This is a genomic window from Arthrobacter roseus, from assembly GCF_016907875.1.
GTDB lineage: Bacteria > Actinomycetota > Actinomycetes > Actinomycetales > Micrococcaceae > Arthrobacter_J > Arthrobacter_J roseus.
Window position 1 is genome coordinate 2,486,882 of the sequence record NZ_JAFBCU010000001.1, and the last position, 23,358, is coordinate 2,510,239.

General features: G+C 60.0%; 26 protein-coding genes. 13 read left to right on the top strand and 13 right to left on the bottom strand.

Features of this window, described 5'->3' with window-relative positions; genetic code table 11:
• Positions 1–107 precede the first annotated feature (107 nt).
• Genes JOE65_RS11980 through JOE65_RS11995 form a run of 4 tightly spaced genes read left to right on the top strand, consistent with a single transcriptional unit; the run spans position 108 to position 4,287 of the window.
• The gene (locus JOE65_RS11980; protein WP_205163409.1) at positions 108–1,421 is read left to right on the top strand and encodes a magnesium transporter MgtE N-terminal domain-containing protein; all 1,314 of its coding nucleotides are present in this window, start codon (positions 108–110) and stop codon (positions 1,419–1,421) included.
• Entirely contained in the window at positions 1,414–2,022 is a 609-nt protein-coding gene (locus JOE65_RS11985; protein WP_205163410.1) for a DUF1003 domain-containing protein, read from the top strand. Before JOE65_RS11980 ends, JOE65_RS11985 begins: the two co-directional genes overlap by 8 nt.
• Complete coding sequence (locus tag JOE65_RS11990) at positions 2,019–3,152, top strand: Mrp/NBP35 family ATP-binding protein (protein WP_338021632.1); 1,134 nt, start codon at positions 2,019–2,021, stop codon at positions 3,150–3,152. Before JOE65_RS11985 ends, JOE65_RS11990 begins: the two co-directional genes overlap by 4 nt.
• 52 nt (positions 3,153–3,204) lie before the next feature.
• Positions 3,205–4,287, top strand: coding sequence for an IS630 family transposase (locus JOE65_RS11995; RefSeq protein ID WP_205163411.1), 1,083 nt, complete (start codon positions 3,205–3,207; stop codon positions 4,285–4,287).
• On the opposite strand, the gene JOE65_RS12000 is transcribed toward JOE65_RS11995, so the two are convergent.
• From JOE65_RS12000 to sigE, 3 genes are read right to left on the bottom strand one after another with little or no spacing between them, the layout of a single operon-like run.
• Positions 4,284–4,661 (bottom strand): sec-independent translocase, encoded by a 378-nt coding sequence (locus tag JOE65_RS12000; RefSeq protein WP_205163412.1) that lies wholly within the window; start codon positions 4,659–4,661, stop codon positions 4,284–4,286. The two genes, JOE65_RS11995 and JOE65_RS12000, sit on opposite strands and share 4 nt — an antisense overlap.
• A gap of 55 nt (positions 4,662–4,716) precedes the next feature.
• Complete coding sequence (locus JOE65_RS12005; RefSeq protein WP_205163413.1) at positions 4,717–5,658, bottom strand: anti-sigma factor family protein; 942 nt, start codon at positions 5,656–5,658, stop codon at positions 4,717–4,719.
• A 5-nt stretch (positions 5,659–5,663) separates the two neighbouring features.
• A complete protein-coding gene (gene sigE, locus JOE65_RS12010) occupies positions 5,664–6,617 on the bottom strand; it encodes an RNA polymerase sigma factor SigE (RefSeq protein ID WP_338021633.1) in 954 nt (317 codons plus the stop codon).
• On the opposite strand from sigE, the gene JOE65_RS12015 reads away from it, so the two are divergent.
• Positions 6,503–7,138 (top strand): O-methyltransferase, encoded by a 636-nt coding sequence (locus tag JOE65_RS12015; RefSeq protein ID WP_205163415.1) that lies wholly within the window; start codon positions 6,503–6,505, stop codon positions 7,136–7,138. The genes sigE and JOE65_RS12015 overlap by 115 nt on opposite strands.
• Here the strand turns inward: JOE65_RS12015 and JOE65_RS12020 are convergent.
• The 4 genes from JOE65_RS12020 to JOE65_RS12035 form a co-directional block, all read right to left on the bottom strand.
• Positions 7,135–7,305: a DUF3117 domain-containing protein gene (locus JOE65_RS12020; RefSeq protein WP_205163416.1), complete on the bottom strand. Its 171-nt coding sequence runs from the start codon at positions 7,303–7,305 to the stop codon at positions 7,135–7,137. The two genes, JOE65_RS12015 and JOE65_RS12020, sit on opposite strands and share 4 nt — an antisense overlap.
• 168 nt (positions 7,306–7,473) lie before the next feature.
• Positions 7,474–8,712 carry a hypothetical protein gene (locus tag JOE65_RS12025; protein ID WP_239536708.1) on the bottom strand — a complete coding sequence of 413 codons (1,239 nt, stop codon included), beginning with the start codon at positions 8,710–8,712 and terminating at the stop codon, positions 7,474–7,476.
• Positions 8,696–9,055 (bottom strand): DivIVA domain-containing protein, encoded by a 360-nt coding sequence (locus tag JOE65_RS12030; protein ID WP_205163417.1) that lies wholly within the window; start codon positions 9,053–9,055, stop codon positions 8,696–8,698. The genes JOE65_RS12025 and JOE65_RS12030 overlap by 17 nt, the downstream gene beginning before the upstream one ends.
• A 21-nt stretch (positions 9,056–9,076) precedes the next feature.
• The gene (locus JOE65_RS12035; protein ID WP_205163418.1) at positions 9,077–9,841 is read right to left on the bottom strand and encodes an LOG family protein; all 765 of its coding nucleotides are present in this window, start codon (positions 9,839–9,841) and stop codon (positions 9,077–9,079) included.
• Between the two features lie 109 nt (positions 9,842–9,950).
• Here JOE65_RS12035 and JOE65_RS12040 point away from each other — a divergent pair, with 109 nt between their 5' ends.
• The 3 genes from JOE65_RS12040 to JOE65_RS12050 all read left to right on the top strand — a co-directional run bounded on the left by JOE65_RS12040 (position 9,951) and on the right by JOE65_RS12050 (position 12,592).
• A complete protein-coding gene (locus tag JOE65_RS12040) occupies positions 9,951–10,727 on the top strand; it encodes an amino acid ABC transporter ATP-binding protein (RefSeq protein WP_205163419.1) in 777 nt (258 codons plus the stop codon).
• Positions 10,728–10,791: 64 nt separating this feature from the next.
• Positions 10,792–11,625 (top strand): glutamate ABC transporter substrate-binding protein, encoded by an 834-nt coding sequence (locus tag JOE65_RS12045; protein ID WP_205163420.1) that lies wholly within the window; start codon positions 10,792–10,794, stop codon positions 11,623–11,625.
• 151 nt (positions 11,626–11,776) lie between these two features.
• Positions 11,777–12,592 (top strand): amino acid ABC transporter permease, encoded by an 816-nt coding sequence (locus tag JOE65_RS12050; RefSeq protein ID WP_338021634.1) that lies wholly within the window; start codon positions 11,777–11,779, stop codon positions 12,590–12,592.
• Positions 12,593–12,765: 173 nt separating this feature from the next.
• Here JOE65_RS12050 and dapE read toward each other — a convergent pair whose 3' ends face one another.
• Positions 12,766–13,848 (bottom strand): succinyl-diaminopimelate desuccinylase, encoded by a 1,083-nt coding sequence (dapE, locus tag JOE65_RS12055; RefSeq protein ID WP_205163421.1) that lies wholly within the window; start codon positions 13,846–13,848, stop codon positions 12,766–12,768.
• Positions 13,849–13,921: 73 nt separating this feature from the next.
• Here dapE and dapD point away from each other — a divergent pair, with 73 nt between their 5' ends.
• Genes dapD through galE form a run of 3 tightly spaced genes read left to right on the top strand, consistent with a single transcriptional unit; the run spans position 13,922 to position 16,831 of the window.
• Positions 13,922–14,899 carry a 2,3,4,5-tetrahydropyridine-2,6-dicarboxylate N-succinyltransferase gene (dapD, locus tag JOE65_RS12060; protein ID WP_205163422.1) on the top strand — a complete coding sequence of 326 codons (978 nt, stop codon included), beginning with the start codon at positions 13,922–13,924 and terminating at the stop codon, positions 14,897–14,899.
• Positions 14,900–15,778 carry a hypothetical protein gene (locus JOE65_RS12065; RefSeq protein WP_205163423.1) on the top strand — a complete coding sequence of 293 codons (879 nt, stop codon included), beginning with the start codon at positions 14,900–14,902 and terminating at the stop codon, positions 15,776–15,778.
• Between the two features lie 39 nt (positions 15,779–15,817).
• Positions 15,818–16,831, top strand: a complete 1,014-nt coding sequence (gene galE / locus JOE65_RS12070; RefSeq protein ID WP_205163424.1) for a UDP-glucose 4-epimerase GalE — start codon at positions 15,818–15,820, stop codon at positions 16,829–16,831.
• Positions 16,832–16,915: 84 nt separating this feature from the next.
• Here the strand turns inward: galE and JOE65_RS12075 are convergent, their stop codons facing one another.
• From JOE65_RS12075 to fdxA, 3 genes are all read right to left on the bottom strand, one after another.
• Entirely contained in the window at positions 16,916–18,208 is a 1,293-nt protein-coding gene (locus tag JOE65_RS12075) for a citrate synthase (RefSeq protein ID WP_205163425.1), read from the bottom strand.
• Positions 18,209–18,377: 169 nt separating this feature from the next.
• A complete protein-coding gene (dapC, locus tag JOE65_RS12080; RefSeq protein WP_205164191.1) occupies positions 18,378–19,502 on the bottom strand; it encodes a succinyldiaminopimelate transaminase in 1,125 nt (374 codons plus the stop codon).
• Positions 19,499–19,822, bottom strand: coding sequence for a ferredoxin (gene fdxA / locus JOE65_RS12085; RefSeq protein WP_205163426.1), 324 nt, complete (start codon positions 19,820–19,822; stop codon positions 19,499–19,501). Before fdxA ends, dapC begins: the two co-directional genes overlap by 4 nt.
• Before the next feature lie 116 nt (positions 19,823–19,938).
• Between fdxA and JOE65_RS12090 the strand changes: the two genes are divergently transcribed.
• Positions 19,939–20,163, top strand: a complete 225-nt coding sequence (locus JOE65_RS12090; RefSeq protein WP_205163427.1) for a putative acetyltransferase — start codon at positions 19,939–19,941, stop codon at positions 20,161–20,163.
• Positions 20,164–20,287: 124 nt separating this feature from the next.
• On the top strand, positions 20,288–20,782 hold the full coding sequence (locus JOE65_RS12095; protein WP_205163428.1) for a winged helix-turn-helix domain-containing protein: 495 nt from the start codon (positions 20,288–20,290) through the stop codon (positions 20,780–20,782).
• A 14-nt stretch (positions 20,783–20,796) separates the two neighbouring features.
• Here JOE65_RS12095 and JOE65_RS12100 read toward each other — a convergent pair whose 3' ends face one another.
• Together JOE65_RS12100 and typA are read right to left on the bottom strand one after the other, a co-directional pair.
• Positions 20,797–21,276 carry a hypothetical protein gene (locus tag JOE65_RS12100; protein WP_205163429.1) on the bottom strand — a complete coding sequence of 160 codons (480 nt, stop codon included), beginning with the start codon at positions 21,274–21,276 and terminating at the stop codon, positions 20,797–20,799.
• Between the two features lie 9 nt (positions 21,277–21,285).
• The gene (gene typA, locus JOE65_RS12105; protein ID WP_205163430.1) at positions 21,286–23,208 is read right to left on the bottom strand and encodes a translational GTPase TypA; all 1,923 of its coding nucleotides are present in this window, start codon (positions 23,206–23,208) and stop codon (positions 21,286–21,288) included.
• Positions 23,209–23,358: the final 150 nt, after the last annotated feature.

Below are 23,358 nucleotides of genomic sequence, written 5' to 3' on the forward strand. Positions count from 1 at the left end.
TGCCCAAAGTCGGCTCACGTGGGTGGAGTATCGCTCACGGTGAATCGGTCAACTCCAGCTCTAGGCCTAATACGTCCCAAACGGGAGCCAGCAAGTAGCCTAGAGACGTGAGTACCAACCCAACGCGAGTCTTCATCGCACGTCTGCTTGGCCTCGACGTCTTCGACCCACTGGGTGACCGTCTAGGGCGGCTTCGCGACGCCGTCGTACTCGACCGAGGACCAGCCGCACCCCCACAGGCCGTAGGCATTGTGGTGGAGGTGCCAGGCAAAAAACGCGTATTCGTTCCGATGACACGGATCACCTCCATGGACGCGAGCCAGATCATCTGCACCGGGTTGGTCAACCTCCGGCGTTTCGAGCAGCGCGGTGCGGAGATGCTGGTGGTCGCAGAGCTTTTTGATCGGCGGGTTACGCTCCGTGACGGCAGCGGAGAGGCATCGATCGAGGACCTGGCCATGGAGAAGAATCGGGCCGGGGACTGGTTCGTCTCGCAGCTCTTTGTGCACAGGGCAAGCAATCATTCTGGTCTTCGTCGACTGCGGAAGTCCGGTGAGAAGATCATCGTTGACTGGTCCGATGCCTATCGGGGCAGCGCCCATGAACCGCAGGGGGCAACTCACTTCGTCGCGACCCACGAAGATCTAAAGCCCGCCGACTTCGCCGAAGCGATGCACGAGATGAGCGATAAGCGCCGGATCGAAGTAGCCGGTGAGCTGCAGGACGAGCGGTTGGCAGACATTCTGCAGGAGCTGCCCGAGGACGACCAGGTACAGATCCTTCAATCGCTTGACCTGGAGCGCGCAGCGGACGTCCTTGAGGAAATGGACCCCGACGACGCCGCCGACCTCCTCAACGAGCTTCCAGAGGATCAGAAGGAAGAGCTGCTGCAGCTCATGGAACCCGAAGACGCCGAGGACGTCCGCCGACTCTTGGAATATGAGGAGAATACGGCGGGTTCAATCATGACGCCGGTTCCAGTCATCCTCCCCCCGGAAGCAACGGTCGCCGAAGCTCTGGCGCACGTCCGACGTGAAGAACTTACCCCAGCCCTGGCATCGGCAATCTATGTCTGCCGACCACCGCTGGAAACGCCCACCGGTCGGTACCTCGGCGTAGTGCACATCCAGAAACTGCTCCGGTATCCACCACCGGAACCGCTCGGGAATATTGTGGACAAGGACCTCGAAGCCGTCTCCGACCAAGCGGACATCAGCGAAGTCTCACGTAATCTGGCCGCCTACAATCTTAGTTCGCTGCCGGTGGTCAATACCGAGGGGCGGCTCGTCGGCGCGGTGACGGTGGATGACGTGCTTGATCACCTCCTACCGGATGATTGGCGGGCACAAGATGATGCCCCGGTTCGCCCGGCTCCCCCGACCGCACGAGCAGGAATTACGCGAGGAGGGCGCAATGGCTGAACGCAAAAAACCGACAACCGGTGGGCTTGACACCCCACGGGCAGCACGGTCACGGCTATTACCCAAAGCGAATCCAAATCCGGATGCCTTTGGCCACAGCACGGAAAATTTTGCCCGCTTCATGGGCACTCCGCAGTTCCTTGTCTACATGACGGTCTTTGTCGCGGTGTGGCTCATCTGGAACTCGTGGGCGCCAGCAGACTGGCGCTTTGACAGTGCCGCTCTTGGCTTCACGCTGCTGACCCTCATGCTGTCCCTCCAAGCTTCCTACGCTGCGCCGTTGCTTCTGCTCGCCCAGAACCGGCAGGATGACAGGGACCGAGTGTCTTTGTCCGAGGACCGTCAGCGGGCGGAACGGAATCTTCTGGACACCGAATACCTGACCCGTGAGATCGCTGACCTGCGCATCGCTCTGCGTGAGGTCGCTACCCGCGACTACATCCGCTCTGAGCTCCGATCGCTGCTGGAGGAACTACTGGACGCCTCTGATAGCCCGGAGGCACCCCCTTCCGGCAAGCGTTCCCGCAAGCGATCAGGTGACTCCCCTGCCACAGGGATCATGCCGCGTGTGAGCCCACGTACCGACGGTGGCACTCAGTGACGCTGTTGGACTCTGTTCAATCCGCCCTGTCCACGGTCATCGATCCCGAGCTGCGCAAGCCCATCACCGAGCTCGGCATGGTTGGTGAGGTGGAGATTGACGACGACGGCGCAGTGCGTGTTCGCGTCCTACTGACCATTGCTGGTTGCCCACTGAAGGGCACTATCACCGGCGACGTCGAATCTGCGCTGGCCCGCATTTCCGGCGTTACATCGGTTCAGGTGGAGCTGGACGTCATGTCGCAGGAACAGCGGGACTCTCTGAAGGACTTACTGCGCCCTAAACGAGGCAATCCGTTCAACGAACCGGGGTCACTGACCAAGGTCTTTGCGGTTGCCAGCGGTAAAGGAGGCGTCGGGAAGTCCAGTGTGACAGTCAACCTGGCTTCGTCGATGGCGGCCAGCGGTCTGCGGGTCGGCATCATTGACGCCGACGTCCACGGATTCTCCGTTCCGGGCCTACTGCGTATCACCCAGTCCCCCACGCGTGTCGACGAGATGATACTTCCCCCAGTGGCCCATGGGATCAAGGTCATTTCCATCGGCATGTTTCTCGATTCGAACCGGCCGGTGGTCTGGCGCGGACCCATGCTGCACCGTGCATTGGAGCAATTTCTCACGGACGTCTATTTCGGTGATCTTGACGTTCTCCTGCTTGATCTTCCGCCCGGGACTGGTGATATTGCCATATCGGTGGCGCAGCTATTGCCAGCATCGCAGATTTTGGTCGTCACGACTCCCCAGAGCGCCGCGGCCGACGTGGCCGAACGTGCGGGATCCCTTGCCGTGCAGACCGGGCAGCGGGTGGCTGGCGTTATCGAGAACATGTCCTGGCTGGAGCTGCCCGACGGTTCGCGCATGGAGCCCTTCGGCAGCGGTGGCGGCTCGCTCGTGGCGGAACGGCTCTCCGCGACTCTCGAAACCGAGATTCCGCTGTTGGGCCAAATTCCCCTGGATGTTCGGTTGAGGGAGGGGGGCGACGCCGGGCAACCGATTGTCATGACCAACCCTGAGTCCCCGGCTGCCATGGAGCTGGCCTCAGTAGCGAGCAAGCTCGCAGCCATTCCGCGTGGACTTTCAGGGCTCCAGCTGGGAGTAGCGCCGCTATCCAGCGGTGGATCCGACCGCTAGTGTAGCGTGTCGCTAATTCCATCTGGTTTGGTTGACTGGAAGAATTGGGTGCATGGCCAACCATGCAAAACCCCTGCCGTTGCGTGAGGGTGACCGGGAAATCCTTGAATCAATGACCCGCAGAAAGTCCATTGGTGCCTCGGTAGCCTTGCGGGCACGCACGGTGTTGCTGGCTGCCGGCGGGCTTTCCAATGTCCAGATCGGCGATGTCACTGGATTCAGCGATCCCACGGTCCGGCGATGGCGCAGACGCTATGAAGAAATCGGGATCGAGGGCCTGAATGATGTCCAGCGTCCGGGAAAGCCGCGGGAAATCGACGAACTCGCGCTCATTGCCGACACGCTGGCCAACGACGGCAAACCACCGGCGGAGCTGGGGATCTCGCATTGGTCCGCCCGGATCATGGCCGAGCGCCAGGGAATTTCTTTTTCCTCCGTCGCCCGGATCTGGCGCCGGTGGAGAATCCAACCGCACCGGATCGAGACATTTAAGTTCCCCACCGACCCCGCGTTGGAGGCCAAACTGCGGGACGTGGTCGGCCTGTACCTGTCCCCACCGGAAAACGCGGTGGTGGTGAGCGTCGATGAGAAGACCCAGATTCAGGCCCTGTCCCGCACGCAGGCAGAGCAGCCGTTGTCCCCGACACACCCGCTGCAGCAAAGTCACGATTACAAGCGCAATGGCACCACCACCTTGTTCGCCGCCCTGGATGTCCTGACCGGCAAGCTCAGCGCCAATGCGTTCTACCAAAAGCATACGAACGTCGAGTTCGTTGACTTCCTGAACCAGGTCGCTGACGCCCATCCGGACGTCGAACTGCATGTCATTTGCGATAATTACGGCACCCACAAACACCAGAATGTGAAGGACTGGTTGGCGGCGAACCCGCGGGTGTCGATGCACTTCACCCCGACCAGCTGTTCCTGGTTGAACATGGTGGAGATCTTCTTCGGGATCATCACCCGCCAATGCCTCAAGCGAGGAACCTTCTCCTCGGTGGCCGACCTCCAAGACGCGATGGAACGCTACATCGAGAACTACAACAAGGACGCAAAGCCGTTCACCTGGACCAAATCAGCGGAGTATCTACTGGGCAAGATGAAACGGAAACAAATAATTAACACGGAACACTAGGTGGCTTCGACGTCAAAAGGCGCGGACTCACCTTGATCGAGCCTGACGACCCGTGGCCCTGGCGACCGTTCCGGCACGGTTTGGGGGGCATCACGACTCATCGGTTTCTGAGGTTCCTCGTCCTCATCTAGCAAGGCTTCCTTGATGATCCGACGAGGGTCATACTGCCGTGGATCCAGTTTGCGCCAATCGACGTCGTCGATCTCCGGGCCCATTTCATCGCGGAGTTGCGCCCGGGCACCCGTGGCCATCCGCCGCAACTCACGTACCAGCCGTCCAAGTTGTTGGGCATATTCCGGGATCCGGTCCGGGCCGAGGATCAAAGCCGCGAGCACGGCGAGCACCAACAGCTCCGGAGCATTGATTCCAAACACGAATGAAGACTACCGTCCCCGGAGCACCGGCGACGAATGAGCCGCTGCCCCTGGGCTACTGATCATCCAACTGCGCCATCTTCTGCAAGCCCCTCACGACGCGGTGAAAAGGATCGTTGGCTGGCATGTCCGGATCCGGAGTCAGTTGGGCTTGTTCGGTATGAACGACCTGTTGGATTGCCGCAGGCATCTCGGCCGGGGACGTACTGGACATCACCGTATACGTCACAGCGTCCGCGTCCAGGACCACCTGCCAGCTGTGGTCGGGGTTGACCCACAACTCCCGCTGGGTTCCACCCATACGTTCGAATCCGTCGGAGGTGACCTCGTTGCCCGTGACGGCGTTCACAGGGGGTGCATCGGCGGCCCGCACGCTCGAGATTTTGCGTTGCTCATACACCGTCAGCGAGTCCTCGCCGTTGGATAGCGTCAATCGGACCGTGGGAGTACCCCGCACTGTGATCGCCTCTGCGTCGGTGAGGCTGAAACCGATTGCCTCAAGGTCCGGGCAGTTCCACCCTTCGGAGCGGAGTTCGTTGACCTGGTCGACGAGGAGCTTTGTCGGCGTGTCATGTGCCACGGCCTCCCACCCGGAAGCGATGGCCTGTTGATGATCCAGCGACGCGACAGGAGCCGGTTCGGCACCCATGACATATGCACCGGTGAGAGTTCCTGTGGCAATGACGGCGATCGCAACGGTTGTCGCCACTGTGAGGCGGCGCCGCGACGGACGCCCATGAGCCGCCGCGGCATGTCCCCACGCCGATTCGCTTGGTCCCTGATGCGCACTACTGTTGGTTCTTGCTAGGATACTGGCCGTCAGGTCCTGGGCCGGGCGGGGCACAGGGCTCCTCAGACGCGACCGAATTCCCCGCTGAAACTCGACGATGGCACGGCACTGCTTGCAGTGACTGATGTGTCGCTGGATCGACTGCTCCACTTTTGGGGGCAGTTCGCCGTCAATGAATGCAGCAAGATGCCGCTGCGGATGTCCCATGCCGCCTAGTGTGACCCGGCGTGAACAAAGCCGAGGGCAGGCACGGCATCCCGACGGGGATCCCTGTGCGCCAGTTTCTCCCGGAGCATGGTCCGTCCGCGGTGGATGCGTGAACGCACTGTTCCGAGCTTCACTCCCAGAATCCGTGCTACCTCGTCATAGGCCAAGCCTTCAAGGTCACAGAGCACCACGGCAGCCCGAAAGTTCGGTGATAGGTCATCGAGCGCAGCCTGAATGTCGATATCCAGATTGTTGAACTCGAAGCTTCGCTCTGGCCCTGGCTGGAGACTTGGCACCCTATTGTCGGCGTCGTCGGCGAGGCTATCGAAACGGATCCGGCTCTTTCGTCTGGCCTGATCAAGGAACAGGTTGGTGGTGATCCGGTGTATCCAGCCGTCCAAGGTTCCTGGCTTGAAATTTGCCAATGACCTGAACACACGAACAAATGCTTCCTGCGTCAGATCTTCAGCATCGAAGCGGTTGCCCGTCAGCCGGTACGCGAGCCGATACACCTTGGGGGAATGCTGCTGGACGACTTCCTCCCAGGTGGGCGGAACCCAGGCCTCATCTTCCGCTGTCGAGGGACTCTCGACGACAAGCCCGGCAGTTTCGCTGGACATCTGGTTCCTCCTTGTTGCCGCCCCTGCGCTTACATGGCCCTCATTGGAAGATTGAGGTGGACCACGACAAAGACGTGAAGTAATTTCTGCGGCCAAAAGACCACGTACATTCAGGGTTCCGCATGAAGCTGGAAATATGCTGTGCGGAAGCCTGAAATTCGCGGAATCACCGAAGGGTGGCAGTAGGCTGAAGGCTGTCAACGAGACTGATTGGGAGTGGAAACATGAGCGGCGACAAGCAGGCAAGCTGGTCCTACGCGGAGGGCCTCCCCTCTGAGGACGACGTCCTGCTACGTGCGCGGGAACGTTCCCACGAGTTGGGTGTGGTACCCGTATCACCCGGCGTAGCCGCCGCACTCACGGTTCTTGCCGCCACGTCGAAAGCAACCACCGTAGTTGAGGTAGGGGCCGGTGCCGGCGTTTCTGGCGTGTCATTGCTCCGCGGCCTCGGCCGTCAGTCCGTCCTGACGACCATTGATTCTGACGTCGACCATCTCCGCGCAGCCCGTGAGGCGTATGCGGAGGCAGGGATCGCAGGCAACCGGACCCGCACCATATCGGGGAGGGCCGCTGACGTACTGCCACGGCTGACAGATTTCGCTTACGACATGGTTTTTATTGACGCGGACAAGTCGGGATTGATGATCTATGTGGATCAGGCGGTGCGTCTGCTTAAACCCAATGGGCTGCTGATCGTCAACGACGCCCTGGATCAAGGACGCGTTCCCAACCCAGCTGTGCGCGATGAAACAACCCGCACTCTCCGGAGCATCGGCCGAACTATCAGAGACAATGAGTTGCTGGTCTCATCGATGATGCCGGTTGGTGACGGCCTGCTCCTGGCCGTGAAGACACGCTAGCTGACAGTGACGCCCAGCAGGCATTCCTTGAGGTTGCCTGCTTCTTCAGCATTGAGCTCTACGACGAGACGTCCACCGCCGTCAATCGGAACGCGCATAATCAGGCTGCGCCCTTCTTTGGTAACCTCCATAGGTCCATCGCCTGTACGCGGTTTCATGGCAGCCATCTAAGAAAGTTCCTTCCACAGTTCGCGCCCCGGCAACGTCGGGGCGCGGTCAACATCAGCCGCACGGCCCTGGCCTGTCACACTCTCAGCCCCGTGCTACCTCTCACGCTTTATTATCCCGCAGATGTCGCGGTGGGGCCAATCGAGTTTGTGGTGTAGGCCACAGAGCTACGGTGGGTAGTCTCCGCCACCAGGCAGCTGAGTCCATTCCCACAACCACGCGACCCAAACTATTTGCAGAAGCAGGAACATGACGACGACGGCGCCCCGATAGGCGCGCGACGGTGACAGGAACACTGCGGCAAGAGCGAGCGGAAAGAGCGGGAGCAACAACCGGAACGTACTGGTCTGTGGGTGCAGGAACGCCAACAGGTACAGCAGATAGGCAGCGGACCACAGCTGGATCTCGATGCCGAGCCGCCTCACCGTGGGCGAGCACAGGTAGAGAGCCGCGAAGATAGCCAACAGCACCGGAGCGATCGCGCCGGCAATCGGACCAAATACCCCCTGCCCTGCCTCCACCCAGGGTAGGAAGAGCGTCAGTCCTTGGCCCCGCCAAGCAGTCTCAGTGTCCGTGTAAGCGGCGAGCTCGCCTGTGTAGAGCCAGGCAATGATGGGCCATGCCAACGCAGAGAAACCGCTGACTACGACGAGCGCCGCAAGCCGCACGGACAACCGAGCCGGAAATGGATTATCCCTGCGCTTCCACCACCGATAGATCCAGAGCACAGCCATCGCCGCGGCAAACGGCACGCCCGCCGGACGAGCAAGGCACATCAGTATGACTACGGGGATGGCAGCCAGATACTGCTGGCGCACCACCAACAGCAGCGCCGCTGCCAGCAGTGCCAGGTGAAGGGACTCAGCGTAAGGAACCTGCAGGACGGCAGATACGGGGAATGTCCCCACCAATACCACGCCCCACAACGAATCACGGTGCGAGGCCTTTTCCCGGAAGAGCAGGTAGATCAACACGGCCGCAACCAAAGCACAGGCTGTGGCCGTCAGCGGTGCAAGATACTTCCACTCCGCACCGCTAACAGTGTGAAGCCCCCTCACCAAGAACGGAAAGAGCGCGTAGAAAGCCCATTGATTTTCCTTTGTGTGGCCAAGCTCGTCACGTGGAATCTCGCGCGGATACCCGTCTACATAGATCCGCTCGTACCAGTCGCTGTCCCAGATTCCGACGAAGTCAAAGTACGACGGCTGCGCATCACCCCATGGGCTCACACCCTGCTTGGCCGCGACACCGAGAAATACACACAGAGAGAAGACGCGAGTGAGGGCAAAGAGCGTGAGGACTTGAACAAACCATGGCCACCGTACGAAGAGGATCGTCAGTTGTTTCCAGAAGGTCTGCAACTGACGGTGAACGGACGCTGGTCGGCGATCAACCTCCGCTGCCATGATCTGATCCGTCCTTTTCGGGCCCGTCGATCCTGGCGCACTGTTCGAGTTCCATGATCCGCTGATCGCGCCGTTCCAGCTCTGAGGCCAGTAACACGAGAACTTCGTCCACCTGGTCCATGCGGTAGCCCCGCAGCGCGGTTGAGAATCTTATGTGGCTGAGATCTTTCGCTTCGACGGGGACCGGCAGGAGAACAGGCGGCAGCGAAGCTACTGGCTCCACCAATGCGTGATCCTGATTTTCACCGTCCACGACGGCGCGACCGCCACTGAATCTGCCCAGAGACAGGACGACGGCGGCGCCCGCAACGGCGATGGCAAGGAAGACCAGAAACAAGCTCACGAACCAATGGTGCCAGAAACTTCAGCTGGTGCTGCTGAGGTGCCCTGAACTGCCTTCGACGACGGCGGCGACGGCGGAAGCGGCGTCGTCGACAATCTGAAGCAGATCCAGGTCCGCCTCGGCGATCATTCCGCCGGGAACCTGTGTACAGCGCATCCAGTCGATCAGCGGCTGCCAGAAGTCCTTGCCGATGAGGACGATGGGAAAGGATGTCACCTTTCCCGTCTGCACCAGCGTCATGGCCTCGAACAGCTCATCGAGGGTGCCCAGCCCGCCGGGAAGAACGATGAACCCCTGCGCGTACTTCACAAACATGGTTTTGCGCGCAAAGAAATACCTGAAGTTGATGCCCAGGTCCACCCACTCGTTGAGGCCGGATTCAAAAGGCAGCTCAATGCCCAGCCCCACTGAAGTACCGCCCGCCTCCACCGCGCCCTTGTTGGCCGCCTCCATGGTGCCCGGTCCACCGCCGGTGATGACGGCGTACCCGGCCTTTGCCAAGAGGGCACCGACCTCTTCTCCCAACCGGTAGTACGCGCTTTCCTTGAGGGTTCGCGCTGAGCCAAAGACACTGATGGCCGGCCCAAGTTCAGAGAGCGTCCCAAACCCTTCGACAAACTCACTCTGGATCCGCAGCACACGCCACGGATCGGTGTGCGTAAAATGCGCTGAATCGTGGTTGTCCAACAACGAACGGTCCGAAAGGTCCTGGGACGTCTGTTCCCTACGTAGTTGAACCGGTCCCTTTCGACGGGACTCGGAGGCCTTTGTGCTGTGGTTCGACATGCGTCAAGGCTAACGGAAGGCGCCTCCTGCTTGGTTGCTCTTCCATTAAGATTCCGACATAGCACCTTATATGTATTGCCAGAGTGGAATCTTTGACTAGATTTCTTCTATGACGCGCATCACTGAGTCCTCCACGGCTGCATCATCCACCGATCTACTCGTCCAGCTGGAAGACGTCAACAAGCACTTCGGCGACCTACATGTCCTCAAAGACATCAATCTCGAGGTCAAACGCGGCGAGGTCGTCGTCGTCATCGGACCGTCAGGATCAGGCAAGTCGACCCTCTGCCGGGCCATCAACCGCCTCGAAACCATCGACAGCGGAGTCATCCGCATCGACGGCGAGCCGCTTCCCGCTGAAGGCAAAGCACTCGCCCGGCTCCGCGCCGACGTCGGCATGGTGTTTCAGTCTTTCAACCTGTTCGCGCATAAATCCATCCTCGACAATGTGTCCCTCGGGCCCGTCAAGGTCAGGAAAGTCAAAGCCGCCACAGCAAAGGAAACGGCCATGAACCTGCTGCGGCGCGTCGGCGTCGATAATCAGGCGCAGAAATTGCCCGCCCAGTTATCCGGCGGACAGCAGCAGCGTGTAGCGATTGCGCGTGCGCTCGCTATGCAGCCGAAGGTCATGCTGTTTGACGAGCCCACTTCTGCCCTGGACCCGGAAATGATCAACGAGGTCCTCGACACCATGGTCCAGCTCGCCAAGGACGGCATGACCATGATCGTTGTCACCCACGAAATGGGGTTTGCGCGCAAAGCTGCTGACCGCGTGCTGTTTATGGCCGACGGCCAGATCGTGGAGCAGGCCACACCGGAAGAATTCTTTACCAACCCCAAGAGCGATCGGGCCAAGGACTTCCTCGGCAAGATCCTCGCGCACTAACAAAACCGGGGGAACCCGGCCGTCCAATGCCTTCATCTGAAGGCCAACAACGCAAGGAGACATCATGCGCAAGACGCGTTTCGCAGTGGCCGCCATGGCTGCCGCAGCTGCATTGACTCTATCGGCCTGTGGAGGCGGGTCCGACGGCGGCTCGACCAGCGAGGGCGAGGCGGAGAAGGTCCGCATCGGCATCAAGTTCGACCAGCCGGGACTCGGGTTCAAGGACGGCGACACCTACACCGGGTTCGACGTCGAGGTGGCCAAATATGTGGCCAACGAACTCGGCTACAAAGAAGACCAGCTCGAGTTTGTCGAGTCACCCTCGGCTAACCGCGAGAACATGCTCTCCACCGGTCAGGTGGACATGATCTTCGCAACGTACTCGATCACTGATGAGCGCAAGGAGCAGGTCTCCTTCGCAGGACCGTACTTCATTGCCGGCCAGGACCTTCTGGTTCCGACAGACAGCGACATCGGCGGCCCAGAGGATCTAGAGGGAAAGAAGCTCTGCTCGGTCACCGGCTCAACCTCTGCGCAGAAGATCAAGGACAAGTACCCCGGTGTGGAACTGGTTGAACAGCCCGGCTACGCCGAATGCGTCACAGTTATGGCCGGCGGCCAGATCGACGCCGTGACCACTGACGACATCATTCTGGCTGGTCTAGCGGCTCAGCCATCCAACGCCGGCAAGTTCAAGGTAGTCGGTAACACGTTCTCCGAGGAACGCTACGGCGTTGGTCTGCCCAAGGACAACGACACCTGCGAGGACGTCAACGCAGCCATCACCAAGATGATCGAGGAAGGCGCTTGGGAAGAAGCACTCGATACCAGCCTCGAAGGAGCCGACTTCAGCTACAACGAAGAGGTCAATCCGCCTGAGCCGGACGCTTGCAGCTAAATTCAGCAAAGGTGCTCCCGGAACGGAAACCCGTTACCGGGAGCACCTTCTCTGTCCTACGGAAGTGGTGAACAATGGACGGTGTCGTCTCGCTCTTTGAGGAATTCGACATACTCGGCGCCTTCTGGATGAATATAAGCGCAACATCCTCGTGGGGAACGTCATCGGCGTGCTCGTCATTGCTGCTGTGCTCCTCTACATCCTCAACGGGTTGGCAGAGAAAGATCAGCTCTCCGCGGCCAAGTGGAGCCCGTTCCTGGAAGGCGACACCTGGCAGTATTACATCCTGCCCGGCCTGCTCAATACGCTGAAAGCTGCCGCCGTCGCCATTCTCACGTCGGTGGTCTTTGGCCTAGCCCTCGGCCTTGGACGCCTCTCAGCGTTCGCTCCCTTGCGCTGGATCACCGGAACGATCGTCGAATTCCTCCGCGCCGTGCCGGTGCTGCTCATGATGATCTTCCTATGGTTTGGCATCTCCATGCTGGATATCATGCCGGCCGGAAACGTTCCCTTTGTCGCCGTCGTCACTGCGCTGACCCTCTACAACGGCTCGGTCATCGCCGAACTGGTGCGATCAGGTGTATATGGGTTGCCAAGCGGCCAGCGGGAAGCTGCGTTGGCCATCGGCATGACCCGGCCGCAGTCGCTGCGTTCCATTGAAGTTCCTCAGGCGCTGGTGGCCATGCTGCCGGCCCTGATCAGTCAGTTCGTGGTCATTCTCAAGGACTCGGCGCTCGGCTACATCATCACCTACTCTGAGCTCCTGTCCACCTCTCGACGGCTGGGATCTGGCGAAGGCAACATGCTGCCGGCCCTGATTGTCGCCGCCGTTATCTTCATTGTGATCAACTACAGCTTGTCCTCAATGGCGCAGTGGCTTTCGCGGTTCCTCAGCTTCCGCGCACATAAGCCGGTACGCAAGGAAGAGCCGCTGATGGACGCGAGCAACAACGCCGGAGTGCTCTAACTTCACCACCCGAGAACTCCATCTCCCGGAAGCTCGCGGAGGCTCCCGCGCGAAGTCACCCCCTGTCGTCGAAGTCACCCATTACAAGGGGTGACTTCGACGATAAGCCCAGACGTCGGCTCGAGGGCTCGGGGTTCGGGGTGGGCGCAACCGTTCATGGTTCCTGAGAGACGTCAGGAGAGCCAGGTTCGCAGGGCAGCCAAGCATGTCCGGATGTCCTCAGCGGCTACATGCTCATTATCCGAATGGGCCAGCAACGCATCCCCCGGCCCAAAATTCACTGCAGGGATCCCCAGCGCACTGAAGCGGGCGACGTCGGTCCAACCGTACTTGGGCTTCGGCTCCGCCCCGACAGCCTCGATAAACGCTGCCGCCGCCGGGTTCGTGAGCCCGGGCCGGGCCCCCGCAGCTGCGTCAGTGCGAATAAGGTCGACACCATCGAGAACTGTGCGCACGTAGCCCTCGGCCTCGGCCAGAGATCTGGAGGGTGCAAAGCGATAGTTGATCTCGACGACAGCGCTGTCCGGGATGACGTTCCCGGCGGCCCCTCCCGCAATCCTGACCGCGTTCAAGCACTCACGGAAGTCCAGCCCATCGACGGTAATGATCACTGGCTCGTGATCACGCAGCCGTGACAGGACACTGGCGGCAGCGTGAATGGCGTTCTCCCCCATCCACGCGCGTGCCGAATGAGCAGCGCGTCCGCTGAGCGCCGCTTCGAAGCGCATAGTGCCGTTGCAGCCACCCTCCACCGTCCCGTTTGTGGGTTCCAGCAGGATTGCGAAATCTCCGTCGAGGAGGTCCGGGTGGTTGCGTGCTAACCGGCCCAGACCGCTGGCAGATGCCTCAACTTCTTCGTGGTCGTAGAACACGTAAGTGATGTCCCGGTCCGTCGTCTGCAGGGAGGCGGCCAACGCGAGTTGCACGGCAACGCCGCCCTTCATATCGGTGGCGCCGCGACCAAAGAGCACCTCTCCGTCCCACGTTGCAGGCACCGTGCCGCGGGCACCCTCGGCGCTGGGCAGCGGAACGGTGTCCAGGTGCCCGGCCAATATGATCCGCTCGCTGCGGCCCTGCTCGGTACGTGCGATCAAGGAGTCGCCGTCGCGCACCACGCTCAAGTGTGGAAGCCGCCTGAGGGCCTCCTCCACAGAGTCCGCCAGCGGACCCTCCTGTCCGGAAACACTATAGATATTCAGCAGGGCGTGGGTCAGTTCCGCCACGTCCACTGTCAGGTCCAACGCTGTAAAGGTCACGCCCTCAGCCTAGGCTACGGTCAGAGTCAGTCATAGAGTCTCGAGGCCGGGCCGCTCTCGTTAGACTTGACGCATGACCATTAGCACTGCCGTCGAGGGCGGCGTCCTCTCCACTGACCCCCGTACCGCCTCCGGCCACGGTATAGCCACCGTTACTGACGATGGAACGATTCTGGACGTCTGGTATCCACGACCAACTCTGAGTTCCGCCGCTATCGATCCTGAGCTCGATGCCGCTTTGGAACAGTTGGAAGGCAACCACGACGAAGCTCGGAGTAGCACTCTCCAACGAATCACCCGCGAGATCTCCCTCGATGCGGCGCCAGCAGACACAGCTGATGCGTATCTGCGGCTTCACCTCCTGTCGCACTGTCTGACCCCACCCAACAGCATCAACCTCGATGGCATTTTCGCGTTGCTTCCCAACGTGGTGTGGACGAACTTCGGTCCCTGTGCGTTGGAGGGCTTCGAGCTGGCCAGGCTCCGGCTGCGTTCCCGTGGTGCCGTCACCGTGTATAGCGTGGACAAGTTCCCACGCCTGGTTGACTATGTGATCCCCCGTGGCGTTCGGATTGCCGATGCCGACCGTGTCAGATTGGGCGCGCACCTGGCACCAGGGACCACGGTCATGCACGAGGGCTTCGTGAACTTCAACGCCGGCACGCTCGGCACATCTATGGTCGAAGGTCGGATCTCCGCGGGTGTCGTTGTCGGCGACGGAAGCGATGTTGGCGGCGGCGCTTCCATCATGGGCACGCTCTCCGGCGGGGGCAAGGAAAAGATCACCCTGGGCGAGCGAGTGTTGCTCGGCGCGAACGCTGGAGTGGGAATCAGCATCGGCGATGACAGCGTGGTGGAGGCCGGCCTGTACATCACCGCTGGGACACTGGTCCGGCTAGTCACATCGCAGGGTGCCAGCACAGTGAAGGCCATCGAGCTCTCCGGCGTGCCAAACCTGTTGTTCCGCCGTAACTCGGTTTCCGGCGCGGTGGAAGCGCTGCCGCGTGCCGGTCAGAGCGTTGAACTCAATTCCGTACTGCACTCAAACTAGATGGCGTCCCACTCCCTCAGTGCTGTGAGAAAACGACGGCGCCGTCGTGCCAAGACATTACTCGTCATGGTGGGTCTGCTCCTGCTCACTGGTGCCGGTGGATACTTGGCGCTGCTCAACCTTGAACCTTCAGAGGCCGTCATGCGGGAACGTTGTACCGCCGTCGTTGGCACCGAAACTTACGACCTCAACCCGGACCAGGCCTCTAACGCTGCCCTCATAGCCGGCGTTGCTCTTCGCCGCGGACTACCGCCGCGGGCGGCGTCCATTGCCATCGCGACGGCGATCCAGGAATCCGGGCTGCGTAACCTGGATTATGGAGACGACGCCGGTCCCGACTCACGCGGGCTGTTCCAGCAGCGTCCATCGCAGGGGTGGGGAACTCAGGCGCAGGTCATGGATCCGATCTACGCTGCGAACGCCTTCTACGACGGGCTTCTCAAGGTGCCCGGTTACACGAACATGCCGATAACTGAAGCTGCCCAGGCGGTCCAGATCAGCGCTTTCCCCGAGGCGTATGCGGACCATGAGCCGGAAGCCCGCGCCTTTGCGTCAGCCCTGACCGGGTATTCAGCTGCGAGCCTGGACTGTATGCTCCGCAGCGCCGAATCTCCCGGCGACCCTTCGCAGGTGGCTGCCGCAGCGGCAGCCGTGTTCGGCAACCAGTCCGTCGTCGTCAATGAGTCAACCGTGACTCTGCAAGCAGTGGACCGGGCTGGATGGGCGACCGCCCAATGGGCGGTCGCCAACGCGAAGCAGCTGAACCTCACCAGCGTTTCCTTCGGTGGCCTTCAGTGGGACCGTGTCGGTGGTTGGACCAGTGCGGAGACCGAGCCCGGCACAGTGACCCTCAACGTAGCGGGCGCCGTCGTAGAGTAAATCTGCGTCGAACACCACGCGACGAACTAGGCTGGTGCAATGAGAATTTTGGTTACCGGCGGAAGCGGTTACATTGGCTCCCACACCGTGCTTGCCCTCCTCGAGGCCGGGCACGATGTTGTGGTGTTAGATAATCTAGCGAACTCGAGCAAAGAGTCGCTGAAAAGGGTCGGTGAACTTGCGGGCAGACCAGCGGAGTTCCTTGCCGTTGACCTGCTCGACGAAGCCGCCTTGGATAACGCCTTCAGCACCAACGAGGTTGATGCCGTCATCCATTTCGCGGGTCTGAAGGCTGTCGGGGAGTCGGTTGAAAAGCCGTTGTACTACTACCACAACAACGTGGGCGGAACCCTGAATTTGCTGCGTTGCATGGAACGGCACAACGTTCGGACCCTCGTTTTCAGCTCCTCGGCCACCGTTTACGGCGCTTCCGAAGAGGTGCCACTCGTGGAAAAGTTGCCTCTCGATGCCGTGAACCCCTACGGCCGAACGAAAGAACAGATCGAAGACATCCTTTCCGACATCGGCGCTGCGGACTCACGCTGGAACATTGCGCTACTTCGCTACTTCAATCCGGTGGGCGCTCACGAATCCGGGCGGATCGGTGAGGATCCCACGGGGGTTCCCAATAACCTGCTGCCCTTCGTTGCCCAGGTGGCAGTGGGTCGCCGCGACAAGGTGATGGTCTTTGGTAATGATTACCCCACGCCCGATGGCACCGGAATCCGTGATTACATTCACGTTCTCGATCTGGCGGCGGGCCACCTGGCAGCTTTGGATTATGTTTACTCCAATAAGGGCGTACACCGTTGGAATCTGGGCACCGGCAAGGGCTCTTCAGTGCTGGAAGTTCTCGCGGCGTTCTCCAAGGCAGCTGGCCATGAGGTGCCCTACGAATTTGCTCCGCGCCGTCCGGGTGACGCCGCGATCAGCTACGCAGACCCGTCCGCGGCGCTGGCCGACCTAGGCTGGTCTGCCCACAAAACCCTGCAGCAGATGTGCGATGACCACTGGCGCTGGCAGAAAGAAAACCCGCAGGGCTACTCTGCCTGAGTGCTGCACGTTAAACGATTCTGCAGTAGATGCTGGACTCAGTGCTGAGTCCAACATCTACTGCAGAATGGAAAGCGTGTTGACCTAGACGGCGGGGTACTGCCGCTCAGGCTCACCCGTGTAGAGCTGGCGGGGGCGGCCGATCTTGGTCTGCGGATCCTGCATCATTTCACGCCACTGGGCAATCCAACCCGGAAGACGACCCATAGCGAACAGGACCGTGAACATCTTCTCCGGGAAACCCATGGCCTTGTAGATGAGGCCCGTGTAGAAGTCTACGTTGGGGTATAACTTGCGCTCGATGAAGTAGTCATCGGCGAGCGCTTTCTCTTCCAAACGCATGGCGATGTCCAACAGCTCATCGTTACCACCGAGTTTCTCAAGAATTTCATGCGCGGTAGCTTTGACGATTTTGGCTCGTGGGTCATAGTTCTTGTAGACGCGGTGTCCGAAGCCCATGAGCTTCACGCCATCTTCCTTGTTCTTGACCTTCTCCATGAAGTCTTCGGGCTTCATGCCCTTAGCCTTGATGTCACGCAGCATGTTAAGGACTGCTTCGTTGGCGCCGCCGTGGAGCGGGCCGAACAATGCATTGATCCCGGCTGAAACGGAGGCAAACATGTTGGCGTTGGAGCTACCTACCATGCGGACGGTTGATGTTGAGCAGTTCTGCTCGTGATCCGCGTGAAGAATGAGGAGCAGATCGAGCGCTTTCACCATGGTGGGATCGAGGTCGTATGGTTCGGCAGGCAGACCGAAACTAAGCCGCATGAAGTTTTCCACGAGATTCATGGAGTTATCCGGGTACAGCATGGGCTGCCCAATGGACTTCTTATGCGCGTAGGCGGCGATGACCGGCAGCTTGGCCATCAGACGGAACGTGGAGAGTTCCACCTGTTCGTCGTCGAACGGGTCCAGGCTGTCCTGGTAGAAAGTGGACAGAGCGGACACTGCGGAGGAAAGCACCGGCATGGGGTGTGCATCGCGGGGAAAACCGCCGAAGAATCCCTTCAGCTCCTCATGCAGCAGTGTGTGTCTGCGAATGCGCTGATCGAACGCGTCGAGTTCTGTGGCGCTGGGCAAATTGCCATAAATGAGGAGGTAGGAGACCTCAAGGAAGCTGGAATGCTGTGCGAGCTGGTCAATGGCGTATCCGCGGTAGCGCAGAATGCCCTTCTCACCATCAATGAACGTGATGGCCGAAGTTGTTGCAGCTGTGTTCATGAAGCCGGGGTCGAAGGTGACATTCCCCGTGTCTTTCAGTAGGCGGGAGACATCATAGCCATGGTTGCCTTCCGCTGCCTCTACCCGGGGCAGGTCCAGTCTCTGTTGCTGGTCCTGCCCGAAAATGAGTCTGGCTCCAGCTTGCTCAGTCATGAAATCTCCTTCAGGAGGTGCTCAGTAAACTTGCGCAGCCCTTCAGAGGTTCAGGGCCAAGATGCATATTCCTCTAAAACGCTACCCGCTCAAGACGGTTCCGCACCAATTGAAGAATCTAAATTTGGTGGATCGGGATAAAGACGTTACCCGACGGTAATAGCTCCGGCTACGTCCGTAGCCTGTCCAGGGCTGCGTCAATGCGCTCGTCCGGAGCAGTCAGCGCGACCCGGATATTTCCGTGCCCTGCTTCGCCGTAGAAGGTGCCGGGTCCCACGACAATGCCCTGGTCCGCCAAACGCCCAACAGTTTTCCACGTGTCCTCGCCAGCACTTCCCCACAGGTAGAGCCCGGCTTCCGAGTCGCTGATGACAAGACCGAAGTCCTGCAGAGCAGGAAGCAGCCGCTGCCTGCGCGCGCGGTAGAGATCTTTTTGCGCAGCCACGTGCGCCTCGTCCCGGAGCGCCACTCGCATGGCCTCCTGAACGGGATACGGAACAATCATGCCTGCGTGTTTGCGACTGTTGACAAGGTTCGCCATGACCTCGCCATCTCCGGCGATGAACGCTGCCCTGTAGCCAGCCATATTGGACTGCTTACTCATCGAGTAGACGCAGAGCAAGCTCTCATGGCTGTCGTCGGACACCTCAGGATCCAGGACGCTTGGCACTATTTGTCCATCCCACTGGCCCCAGCCAAACTCTGCATAGCATTCATCCGAAGCCACCAGTGCGCCGATATTTCTGGCCTGAGTCACGATGGTTGCCAGTGAATCTCGGGAACGGACCGCACCCGTGGGATTACCGGGGCTGTTGATCCATACGAGCCGCACCCGACCGCGCGTGTCCGCTTCGAGCTCGTCCAGATCATCCGCCGCAACGGAGGTGGCCCCCGCTAGACGTGCACCGACGTCGTACGTGGGATATGCCACCACGGGGCGGACGACGACGTCGCCATCTCCCAGCCCCAGAAGAGTGGGAAGCCAGGCCACCATTTCCTTGGACCCGACCGTAGGCATGATGTTCTGCGGGTCAAGGCCAGGCACCGACCGGCGTCGGCTGAACCAGTCCGAAATGGCTTCCCGGAGGCCCTGCGTACCGTGAGTTGTGGGGTATCCGGGAGCATCAGCGGCGGCTGATAGAGCGTGGCGCACTACCTCAGGCGTGGAATCTACGGGTGTCCCGATTGAAAGATTGACGATGCCACCAGGGTGCTGTGCTGCCCGCGCGATATACGGTGCCAACGCCTCCCAGGGGTACTCGGGCAGATCGAGGCCGAACCCGGCCACGCTCAGTCCTGGTTCTGTGGCGGAAGTGACGCGATACCGGAGTGATCTTTATGCGTATTGCCGAGTTTCGCCGCTCCGCCGGGAGATCCCAGATCGTCAAAGAACTCGACGTTGAACTTGTAGTACTCCGCCCATTCCTCCGGCGTATCATCCTCGTAGTAGATGGCCTCAACCGGGCACACCGGCTCGCAGGCACCGCAGTCTACACACTCGTCTGGATGTATATAGAGGGACCGTTCACCTTCATAAATGCAGTCAACGGGGCATTCTTCGATACACGCCTTATCCTTGACATCCACGCACGGCTGCGCGATTACGTACGTCACGACCCAACGCCTTTCCTTCGGGCACTTTGGCTCACCCCTGCAACAGGTCCGAGCCACTCTACTATCAGCTTAGTGACCGCATCCGCAATACCCTAGCCGGGACGTAAACTGTCCGTATGGATCCACTCCACCTCCTGCGATCATTGGTACCGGGCTCGCGAGTGGTTGTCCGTTACCGGATCGATGATGGACTGACCGATGCTCTGGGAGACCTCCTTGAGATCGGCGAAAGTACCTGCACGGTTCGGACCCGCCGAGACGACGTTTTCGTGCCCTTGGCCGCGGTCACTGCCGCACGGGCGGTGCCCCCTCCTCCCCCGCGTCGCAGCCGTGCTCTATGAGCTGAGAAATTAGGTGGGCAGTAGTGTCTATGCCCACCAGCTAGCCAGGCTGAGTGGGAAGTATCGCAAAGACCAGCCATTGATATACGTCAATCACAGAGTCGATCTGGCGTATGATTTTCCTATGGCAACAGACGAGGACGTACAGGCGCGTGGACGAGCATTGAGCTCACCTGTGAGGCTCCGGATACTGCGGCTCTGCTTACACATGGCCCGTACCAATAAGGAAATTGCCGAAAGGCTCGACCTGAACCCGGCAACATCTCTTCACCACGTCAGGACACTACTGACCACTGGCTTTCTTGCCGCCGAGGAGAGCCGAACCGGCAACCGCGGAGCAAAAGAAATTCCCTACAGGGCCACGGGCCTTTCCTGGGGCTCAAAGATTCCCGATGCTGCGCCGATCTTCGTGGAAACATTCCTCCAGGAGATCGACGGTCTGGCGCCGACCGATATTGATGTCTGGCGCCTGGGCGTCAAGCTCAACCGGAAGAACCGGGACGAAATGATGGGCAAGCTACGCGAAGTCTTTGAAGAGTACGCGAAGAGGGAAGCGGACGACGACGGCACCGCCACGTCGATTCTCATGGCCCACCATTTAGACCGTACGGCGGACTAACCGGTCTCGCTCGGTTAGCTTGCCGGCTTCCGGCGATTCTTCAACGATAGAGTCACCAGCACCACGGTGAGAATGCCGACGACGGCCTGCCCAAAGATCCACACATTCCCAGCCACAGCAATCGGTGCCACACTCATGCCGGTAGATCCTGACACGATCAATGACGACGCCCCACCCAAAGTGGCTGCCATCCCCGTCAGAGCATAGGTGAGCACTCCCACTGCCGCCGTTGGCCAGACACTCCGAAAACAGGTTCCCACGAACACTGCGATAGACCCACTCAGCACTAGCGCTGCCACAGCGCCGATGGGAAAGCCGGCAACCGTCTGTCCGTGAAGAGCGGTGCCACACACTGAGGCTGCCAAAGCTCCAACGAGAACAACGACAACTCTCAACCCCCAAGACCTCGCCCGGCGCGTACCGGTGCTATCTAAGTCGTCGGGCTTAACAGCAGACGGCAGCCCACCACTGGTGGACTGCCGCTGCGTGGTCATGCCTCGGCTCTAAGCGCGGGTACGTGAACGGGCAGCCTTAGCACGCTCACCCGCGTTGAGAATGAGTTTGCGGATACGAATGGACTCCGGTGTCACCTCAACACATTCGTCCTCGCGGGCGAACTCAAGCGATTCCTCCAAAGTCAGTTTCCGTGGCGGAGTCAGGTTCTCGAAAGTATCCGATGAAGCAGCACGCATGTTGGTGAGCTTCTTTTCCTTAGTGATGTTGATGTCCATATCATCCGCACGAGAGTTCTCGCCGACGATCTGGCCCTCATACACCTCAGAGGTTGGCTCCACGAAGAAGGATCCGCGTTCCTGCAGGTTGATCATCGCAAACGGAGTGACGGATCCTGACCGATCAGCCATCAGAGAACCGTTGGTACGGTACTCGATGTCTCCCGCCCAGGGCTCAAAGCCATCAGAGTAGGAGGCGGCGATACCTGCACCACGGGTGTCTGTCAGGAAGCGCGTCCGGAACCCAATCAAACCGCGGGCAGGAACCCTGAACTCCATGCGCACCCAACCGGTGCCATGGTTAGCCATGTTTGTCATCCGGCCCTTCCGGGCGGCCAACAACTGCGTGACGTTTCCAAGGAATTCCTCAGGGACGTCAATGGTCATGTGCTCGATCGGCTCGTGAATCTTTCCGTCCACAGTCTTGGTCACGACCTGCGGCTTTCCTACCGTGAGCTCAAATCCTTCACGACGCATCTGCTCAACGAGAATGGCCAACGCCAGCTCTCCACGACCCTGAACCTCCCAGGAGTCAGGACGCTCGGTCGGCAGAACCCGAAGCGACACGTTACCGATCAGCTCCTTATCCAACCGATCCTTGACCTGCCTAGCCGTGACTTTAGCGCCCTTGACCCGGCCGGCCAGCGGCGAGGTGTTGATACCGATGGTCATTGAAATTGCGGGATCGTCAACCGTGATCAGCGGCAACGGACGGGGATCGTTGACGTCGGTCAGCGTCTCACCGATGGTGATGTCTTCGATTCCGGCAACGGCAACAATCTCGCCCGGTCCGGCAGAGTCCGTCGGTACGCGTTCCAGCGCTTTGGTGGCAAGAAGTTCGGTAATCTTGACAGTCTTCAGTTGGCCATCCTGACGAGCCCAGGCAACCTGCTGACCCTTGCGGAGCGTGCCATTGAAAATACGCAGCAGAGCAAGACGACCCAGGAAGGGAGATGCGTCAAGGTTGGTGACATGTGCCTGTAGAACGCCATTTGGATCATAGGTAGGCGCAGGAATGTGATCAATAATGGTCTTGAACAGCGGCTCGAGGTTATCGTTCTCCGGAGCACTGCCATCCGCCGGCTGCTCCAGCGACGCAGCGCCAACGCGCGCAGCTGCAAACACCACGGGAACATTCAGAATGGAATCCAGATCCAGGTCCGGAACCTCGTCCGCCAGGTCCGATGCCAGACCCAAGAGCAGGTCCATGGACTCACTGACGACAGCATCGATACGGGAGTCAGGCCGGTCCGTTTTGTTGACGAGCAGAATGACAGGAAGTTTAGCGGCCAAGGCCTTGCGCAGAACGAAACGCGTCTGCGGCAGAGGACCCTCCGATGCATCAACCAGGAGAACGACGCCGTCGACCATGGACAATCCACGCTCAACTTCGCCACCGAAATCCGCGTGGCCCGGTGTGTCAACCACGTTGATCGTGATGGTTTCTCCGTTGGCCGCAGGACCGTCGTAGAACACAGTGGTGTTCTTGGCGAGAATGGTGATGCCCTTTTCCCGCTCAAGGTCACCGGAGTCCATGACTCTCTCCGCGACTTCGCCGTGGCTGGCGAAAGAGTTCGTCTGGCGAAGCATTGCATCGACCAGGGTGGTCTTTCCATGGTCAACGTGGGCTACGATTGCCACATTGCGGAGGTCGCTCCGCGTAGCGGTTTCGACGGCCGAGTTGGTTTCAGACATGCGTGAAAACTCAATTCCGGTTGTTAGAAACAGAAGATGCCCGGTTGGGGCAGTTACGGCCGCCGAGTCCTTACGCCTACAAATTCCGGCAAAGACTTCCGATTCGACAAGGCAGCAGCCCTATTCTACGTGATAAGGCAATTGATGGCC